The 6876-nt window shown below is 71.6% G+C and carries 7 protein-coding genes; 3 read left to right on the top strand and 4 right to left on the bottom strand.

The annotated features are described in order from the left end of the window. Positions 1–93 precede the first annotated feature (93 nt). Genes ACFWP5_RS36510 through ACFWP5_RS36500 form a run of 3 tightly spaced genes read right to left on the bottom strand, consistent with a single transcriptional unit; the run spans position 94 to position 2751 of the window. A complete protein-coding gene (locus tag ACFWP5_RS36510; RefSeq protein ID WP_384166765.1) occupies positions 94–1080 on the bottom strand; it encodes a biotin-dependent carboxyltransferase family protein in 987 nt (328 codons plus the stop codon). Beyond that, positions 1073–1966 carry an allophanate hydrolase subunit 1 gene (locus tag ACFWP5_RS36505; RefSeq protein WP_384166762.1) on the bottom strand — a complete coding sequence of 298 codons (894 nt, stop codon included), beginning with the start codon at positions 1964–1966 and terminating at the stop codon, positions 1073–1075. Before ACFWP5_RS36505 ends, ACFWP5_RS36510 begins: the two co-directional genes overlap by 8 nt. A 5-nt stretch (positions 1967–1971) precedes the next feature. Further along, a complete protein-coding gene (locus ACFWP5_RS36500) occupies positions 1972–2751 on the bottom strand; it encodes a LamB/YcsF family protein (protein WP_384166759.1) in 780 nt (259 codons plus the stop codon). A gap of 343 nt (positions 2752–3094) precedes the next feature. Here ACFWP5_RS36500 and nac point away from each other — a divergent pair, with 343 nt between their 5' ends. Further along, positions 3095–4048, top strand: a complete 954-nt coding sequence (gene nac / locus ACFWP5_RS36495) for a nitrogen assimilation transcriptional regulator NAC (RefSeq protein ID WP_384166757.1) — start codon at positions 3095–3097, stop codon at positions 4046–4048. Between the two features lie 113 nt (positions 4049–4161). Then, positions 4162–5154, top strand: coding sequence for a 2-hydroxyacid dehydrogenase (locus ACFWP5_RS36490; protein ID WP_384166754.1), 993 nt, complete (start codon positions 4162–4164; stop codon positions 5152–5154). Between the two features lie 10 nt (positions 5155–5164). Here ACFWP5_RS36490 and ACFWP5_RS36485 read toward each other — a convergent pair whose 3' ends face one another. Further along, positions 5165–6040 carry a helix-turn-helix transcriptional regulator gene (locus ACFWP5_RS36485; RefSeq protein ID WP_384166751.1) on the bottom strand — a complete coding sequence of 292 codons (876 nt, stop codon included), beginning with the start codon at positions 6038–6040 and terminating at the stop codon, positions 5165–5167. A 151-nt stretch (positions 6041–6191) separates the two neighbouring features. Between ACFWP5_RS36485 and ACFWP5_RS36480 the strand changes: the two genes are divergently transcribed. Next, on the top strand, positions 6192–6876 hold a 685-nt coding region (locus ACFWP5_RS36480; RefSeq protein WP_384166748.1), incomplete at its 3' end, for an alpha/beta hydrolase.

The following is a 6876-nucleotide window of genomic DNA, read 5'->3' as shown; positions in this document are numbered from 1 at the left end:
CTCAAACGCCGGACGGGCTGATTTTGTGGGCCTGTGCCGAAGAGGTGCCGGACGGGCTCAGTAATGCCGGCCTGCGTTGAGAGGTGCCGGACGTCAGACCCCCGCAGGCGCCCGGATGCGCAGGGCTTCGAAGGCCGTACGGACCCTGGTTCTCAGGGCGTCGATCGCGTGGCGTTGGGCGCGGTGGGCGGTGACCGCCTGGTCGAGGGTGCGGTGGCGGAAGCGGATGGTCTGCCCGGGGCGCACCTGCCCCAGGGCGGACAGACCGGTGGCGGTGACGACGGCGAGGACGGGGTAGCCGGCCGTGACACCGCGACCGCGGTGCAGTACGAGGAGTTCGTCCCCCGCGGGTACTTCGACGGCGCCGATGGGGACGCCGCGGGAGAGGACCTCGCCCTTGGTCACCCGGCGGGGCACCGCGCCCTGGAGGCGCAGGCCGATGTGGTTGCTCCGGGGGGTGACCGTGAACGGGGCGTCGAACAGGCGCTGTCCCGTGTCGCCGAACTCGGCTCGGTCGGGGCCGTCGGTGACGTCGATGGTCCAGCTGGTGGGGAACGGGGGGACCGGCGCGTTCAGGCGGAACAGCGGGATCCGCGAGAACGGGTGGTCGATCGGCGGACAGGCCGTGCGCAGGGCGAGTTCGTCGCCGGCGCGGAGAGCGGGGCCGAAGCCGAGGATGGTGTCGGGGGCGCAGCTGCCCTGGAGGTAGTCGGCCTCGAACGAGCCGAGTACGGCCAGGTAGACGCGGAGTCCGCGGTGGATGCCGGTGACGCGGATTGTTTCGCCGGCGCGGACGGGGACCGGTTCCCACTGCGGGCGTACGACTCCTTCGACGCTGACGTCGGCGGGGGCGCCGGTCACCGCGATGAGGATGTCGCCGGAGGGGACGCACGCGAAGTCGAGGGCGGTGATCTCCAGCAGCGGGGCTCGGTCGTGGTTGCCGCACAGGACGTTGGCGACGCGCGCCGAGTGCTGGTCGGCGGCTCCGTTGGCGGGCAGCCCGTAGCGGGAGCGGCCGACGCGGCCGAGGTCCTGCACGGTGACGATGCCGGCGGTGCGGATGGTGAGGGTTTCAGCCATGGCGCACCACCGGGTCCGTACAGTCCGCGAGGCTCAAGTCGGCGTAGTCGTCCCACTGTTGGGGCTCGATGGGCCGGAACCTGAAGGTGTCGCCGGGGCGGTAGGCGGTGATCGGGTCGCTGTGCAGGTCGAGGACGCGCACGGGGGTACGGCCGAGGAGCGGCCAGCCGCCGGGCGAGGGCATCGGGCAGATGACCGCCTGCCGGCCGGCGACCGCGACCGAGCCGGGGTCGACCCGGGTGCGCGGCGAGGCGAGGCGCGGCACCGGCTTCGGGAAGGGCGGCCCGTCCGTCATCGGCGCTCCGGCGGGTGCGCCGAGGCAGCGCACGGTGAGGTCGGAACCGGAGTGCAGGGCGATGATCTCGCCCTCGGTCAGGCCGAGTTGGGCGGCGACCTCCGGGAGGTCGGGACCGTACTCGCCGCCGTAGACGACGGGGACGAGGAAGCGGCGCGGGGGTGTGGTGGGCGCGGGGTGCGGTCCGAGGCGGTCGGCTTCGTGGGCCAGGACGCGGCGGACGGTGGCGTGGTCGGTGGCGGCGCAGTCGAATTCGACGAGCAGGGCGTCGTAGGTGGGCACCACGTCGTGGACGCCGGTGAGCTGGACGGCGTTCAGGGCGTCGGCGAGGGCGTGTACGAGCCGCCAGGCGGCTTCGGCGTCCAGGCCCACGGCCTTGGCGACCAGGGCGGAGTCGCCGCAGTCGGCGATGGTGACGTTGCCGATTCCGTTGCCGTTTCCGTTGCCGTCGCCGTTGCCGTCGCCGTTGCCGATTCCGTTGCCGTTGCCGTTGCCGTTGCCGATTCCGTTGCCGATTCCGTTGCCGCTGAGGCAAGTGCCGTTCGTGCCGGGTCCGTTCACGGCAGGGCCCTCCACAACAAGGCTGTTCATGTCGGTCACCACTTGCCGCTCAGTACTTTGTCGAGGGAGGTGATCTCGACGCCGGCGGCGAGGAGTTGCTCGCGGATGCGGCCGGCCAGTGCGATGGCGCCGGGGCTGTCCCCGTGCAACAGGACGGTGTCGCAGGCGACTTGGAGGTCCGTGCCGTCGATGCTGCGGATGACGCCCTCGGTGACCATGCGCAGGGTGCGCCGGGCGACCTCGTCCGGGTCGTGGATCACGGCGCCGGGCTCGAAGCGGGGCACGAGCGTCCCGTCGGCGCGGTACGCGCGGTCGGCGATGCCGACGATGCCCACGCGCAGTCCACGGGCGCGGGCCGCGTCGGCCAGCTCGCCGTCCTGCGCGAGGACGACCAGCGACTCGTCCAGGGCGGCTACGGCGTCCACGACGGCGCGGGCGTAGTCGGCGCGGACGGCGACCAGGTTGCCCAGGCGGCCGTGCGGGGCGACGTGGTGCACGCGGGTGCCGTGGGCGACGGCGAAGGCCTGGAGGGCGCCGATCTGGTAGAGCACGTCCGTGCGGACCTCCTCCGGCGTGAGGTCCATCGCGCGCCGGCCGAAGCCGACGAGGTCGGGAAAGCTCGGGTGGGCGCCGACGGCCACCTGCTTCTCCACACAGGTCCGCACGGTCGCGTCCATGATGCGGGGATCACCGGCGTGGAATCCGCAGGCCACATTGGCGGAGGTCAGCAACTCCAGAAGGGCCGCGTCGTCGCCCATTGTGTACGCGCCGAATCCCTCGCCGAGATCGGCGACGAGATCAACCATGGGAGTCATGACGTCCTCCGGGAGGGAATGCCGGAAAGGGGGGAATCCGGGGAAGGCGGAACCGGTGAAGGAAGTAACCGGGGAAAGCGAAGCCATCACGTCTTCGTGACATCCGGAAAATGATCCGCACACATCGGACGCGGACAATGAGACGGACAATGAGTTCGCCGGGCCGTTCCGGTGTGGATGTTCCGCTCAACTTATTCCGCCGGTCGCGTGATCGCCAATATCCGTTCGGTCTGGCGTTATCGCGAACGGCTATGACCCCCCTCACACCCTCCGCTCACCGGGGCTGTGCTTCGGGGTGATCCCTCCCTACGATGAGGCTTCGCTCCACCGGAAGGCCCCGCGCATGGACACCAGGCGTCTCTACTCGTTCATCAAGATCATCGACGCGGGGAGCATCACGCGCGCGGCCGACATCCTGCACATCGCCCAGCCGGCCCTGAGCCAGCAACTGTCCGCGCTTGAGGCGCAGTTCGGGCAGCAGCTGCTGATCCGCAGCAAACGCGGGGTCGCCCCGACCGAGGCGGGCCGGGCCCTGTACCTGCACGCGCAGCTCATCCTCCGGCAGGTGGACCTCGCCCAGGCCGCCGTCGACGTCTCCGGCCGGGCCCCCGCCGGCAGCGTCTCGGTCGGCCTCGCCCCATACAGCCTGGGAGCGGCCCTCGCGCTGCCCCTCCTGAAGAGCGTCCGGGAGCGCTACCCGGACATCCTGCTGCACATCAACGAGAACTTCGGCGGCGTGATCAGCGAGGCGATCATGACGGGCCGCATGGACATGGCCTTCATCTACGGCGCCGGGCCGCTCCGGGGTGTCCAGTTCGAGCCCGTTCGTACCGAGGACCTGTACCTGATCGGCGCGCCCGGCGACACGGCGCCGTCGGGGCGGGGCGAGGTGGAACTGAAGGAGCTCGCGAGCCTGCCCCTGCTGCTCCCCAGCCGTATCCACACGATCCGGCAGGTCGTGGACGCCGCCTTCCAGAAGGCCTCGCTGCGGCTGAACGTGGTGGGCGAGGTCGAGTCCGCGCTGACACTCGTCAACGCCGTGGACGCGGGCATCGGCGCGACGGTCCTGCCCTGGTCGGCGGCGCGGGCCATCCTCGACGTCCGCGCCCTGTCGGTGCGCCGGATCGTGGAGCCCGTCATCCAGGTCAAACTCTCGGTGGTCACCTCGGACAACCAGCCGCTTTCGGAGCCGGCCCTGGCGGTGCACGACCTGTTCCTCGAACTGATCGCCGGCGACCAGAAAAATGACGGCGCCGAAGACGAGAACACCGAGGACAAGGATAAGGATCGGCAATAGCGTCACACGAATCCGCTATTTGTTTCCGGTGACCGCCGCGGCTAGCGTTTTCCGAATATTCCGCCCGACTGGTAATGCATGGCTGCACACATGGCCCGTCACTGGAGAAGAACATGAAGAATCGTGTCCTCGCCACCCGTGAAATCCTGCCCGGCGAAGGCCTGCACCGCCTGTCCCAGAGCGCGGAGTTGGTGGCCTGGCCCGGTGCCGCCAAGCCCGAACCCGTCGACCTCGCCGCACTCGCCCCCGGCGTGAGCGGCGTACTGGCCCTCGGCAACGACCCGGTGGACGCCGCCCTGATGGACGCGGCGGGCCCCTCCCTGCGCGTCATCGCGCTGGCCAGCATGGGCTTCGACAACGTCGACCGCGCTGCCGCCGCCGAGCGCGGCATCGTCGTCACGCACACGCCCCGCGTGCTGGCGGAGACCACCGCCGACCTCACCTTCGCGCTGATCCTCGCCGCCCGCCGCCGGCTAGGCGCGGCGTCCGCGAGCCTCGCGGACGGCTCCTGGGGACTGTTCCGGATGCACGACTATCTCGGCCTGGACGTCCACGGAGCCACCCTCGGCCTGGTCGGCTACGGCCAGATCGGCCGCGCGGTGGCCCGCCGGGCCCACGGCTTCGGGATGCGTGTGATCCACCACGACCCGTACGCCCCCGACGACGACCTGTCGACCTCGGTCGGCCTGGCCGCACTCCTGGCCGACTCCGACGTCGTGTCGCTGCACGTGCCGCTCACCGACGAGACCCGCCACCTGATCTCGGCCCGCGAACTGGCCGCGATGAAGCCCACGGCCACGCTGGTCAGCACCTCGCGCGGCGGGGTCGTGGACGAAGAGGCCCTGCTCGACGCCGTCCACGAGGGGCGCCTGCACTCCGCCGGGCTCGACGTCTTCGAACGGGAGCCGATGGGAACGGAGTTGTCCCCGCTGGTGGCCGAGCCGCATGTCGTCACGCTGCCGCACATCGGGTCGGCCACCGAGGCGACCCGGGCCGCGATGGTCGACCTGGCGGTGGACAACATCCTCGACGTGCTGGCGGAACGGCCCGCGCGTACGCCCCTTCCCGGCAGTTCGGCGGTGGCGGGCACGCCGGTCGGCAGGTGAACGCTCCCGCTCACCCCGCTTGAGTGCTGGTGAGGCCGGCCCACTGCAACAGGAACCGCAGCGCCTCCTGGGAGGCCGAGTCCGGTGGGGCCGTATAGGCGACGAGGAACTGCTCCGGGTGCGTGTCGACGGTGAACTGCTGGACGTCGAGGGTGAGTTCACCGGCGACCGGATGGACGTACGTCTTGGTGAGCTGCCGCGGTCCCCGTACCTGATGTTCGGCCCACCACATGCGGAAGTCCGGGTCGCGGGCGCCGAGTTCAGCGATCAGGGCGGTCAACGCCGGGTCCTGCGGGGTGCGGCCCGCCTCCATGCGCAGGACGGCGACGCACTCGCGGGCGGCCCGGGGCCAGTCGGCGTACAGGGCCCGGAAGTCGGCGTCGAGGAAGGTGAGCCGGATCAGGTTGCGCTCGGCCGGGGGCAGGGCGCCGAAGTCGGTGAGGAGCGCGGTGGCCGCGCGGTTCCAGGCGAGGACGTCCATGCCGCGGTGCAGCACCATCGCGGGGACATCGTGCATGGTGTCGAGCAACTGCCGTAGCCGCGGGGCGACTTCGGAGCGTCCGGGCGGCCGGGCCGGTGCTCCCGGCGCGACCTCGGCCAGCGTGAAGAGGTAGGCGCGCTCGTCGGGGGCGAGGTGCAGCGCGTCGGCCAGTGCGTCCAGGACGGCTCGGGAACCCCGGCGGGTGCGGCCCTGTTCCAGGCGGACGATGTAGTCGACGCTCACGTGCGCGAGGTGGGCCAGTTCCTCCCGGCGCAGCCCGGGTACGCGCCGCAGCCGGCCGTCGTCGGGGAAGCCCGCCTGCTGCGGGTCGCGGCCCGCTCGGCGGGCGCGCAGGAAGTCGCCCAGTTCGTTGCCGGAGGGGGACGACGCGTCATGGTCTGCCATGGCTCCAGTGTCCTCGGGTCGGCGGCGGCGTGCCTGGTACAGAACCGCATAGGCAGAGCCGTCCCTGGTGGCGCCGGGTGGGGTGGAGTGACGGTGGGGGCATGGCCGTACACCGGCTTCTCTCCCCCATCTCCGACTGGAGTGCATCCCCATGCGTACCGATGTCACCTTCCTCAGCGCGGGCCTGAAGCTCGCCGGTCATCTCTACACCCCGGACGAGGAGACGCCGCGGGTGCCGCGTCCCGCGATCGTGGTCGGGCATCCCGGCACCGGGGTGAAGGAACAGGCCTCCGGCCTGTATGCCCGCCTGCTGGCCGAGCGCGGGTTCGTCACGCTCGCCTTCGACGCCGCCCACCAGGGTGAGAGCGAGGGTGAGCCGCGCGGTCTGGAGGATCCCGGGCAGCGGGTCGAGGACCTCAAGGCCGCCGTCTCCTTCCTCGGCACCCTCGACGAGGTCGACCCCGGCCGCATCGGGGCGCTGGGCATCTGCGCCTCCGGCGGCTACGCCCTGGCGGCGACCGCGACCGACCCGCGCGTCCGGGCCGTGGGCGCGGTCAGCGCCGTAGACATGTCACGGCAGTTCCGGCTCGGCGCGGACGGCGCCCAGGACCCGGCTGTCGTAGAAGGCATGCTGGCCGCCGCCTCCGCGGCCCGTACCGCCGAGGCCCGTGGTGCGGACGTCCGGCGTTTCCCGGTCTTCCCCGCCTCCGAGGAGGAGGCGCGCGCGGGCGGCCCGCATGTCTACGAGGGCTGGGAGTACTACTGCACTCCGCGCGCCGAGCACCCCCGCTCGGCCAAGTCGCTGACCAGGCCGAGCGTCGACCCGATCGCCGCCT

This window comes from Streptomyces sp. NPDC058469, assembly GCF_042721125.1.
Classification (GTDB): domain Bacteria; phylum Actinomycetota; class Actinomycetes; order Streptomycetales; family Streptomycetaceae; genus Streptomyces.
The sequence above is the reverse complement of the archived record's forward strand: the minus strand, read 5'-3'. Positions and strand labels throughout refer to the sequence as shown.

Excerpts from the sequence above, each read along its gene's own strand:
- ACFWP5_RS36510 (WP_384166765.1), bottom strand. The coding sequence starts at position 1,080 with ATGGCTGAAACCCTCACCATCCGCACCGCCGGCATCGTCACCGTGCAG.
- ACFWP5_RS36505 (WP_384166762.1), bottom strand. The coding sequence starts at position 1,966 with ATGAACAGCCTTGTTGTGGAGGGCCCTGCCGTGAACGGACCCGGCACG.
- ACFWP5_RS36500 (WP_384166759.1), bottom strand. The coding sequence starts at position 2,751 with ATGACTCCCATGGTTGATCTCGTCGCCGATCTCGGCGAGGGATTCGGC.
- nac (WP_384166757.1), top strand. The coding sequence starts at position 3,095 with ATGGACACCAGGCGTCTCTACTCGTTCATCAAGATCATCGACGCGGGG.
- ACFWP5_RS36490 (WP_384166754.1), top strand. The coding sequence starts at position 4,162 with ATGAAGAATCGTGTCCTCGCCACCCGTGAAATCCTGCCCGGCGAAGGC.
- ACFWP5_RS36485 (WP_384166751.1), bottom strand. The coding sequence starts at position 6,040 with ATGGCAGACCATGACGCGTCGTCCCCCTCCGGCAACGAACTGGGCGAC.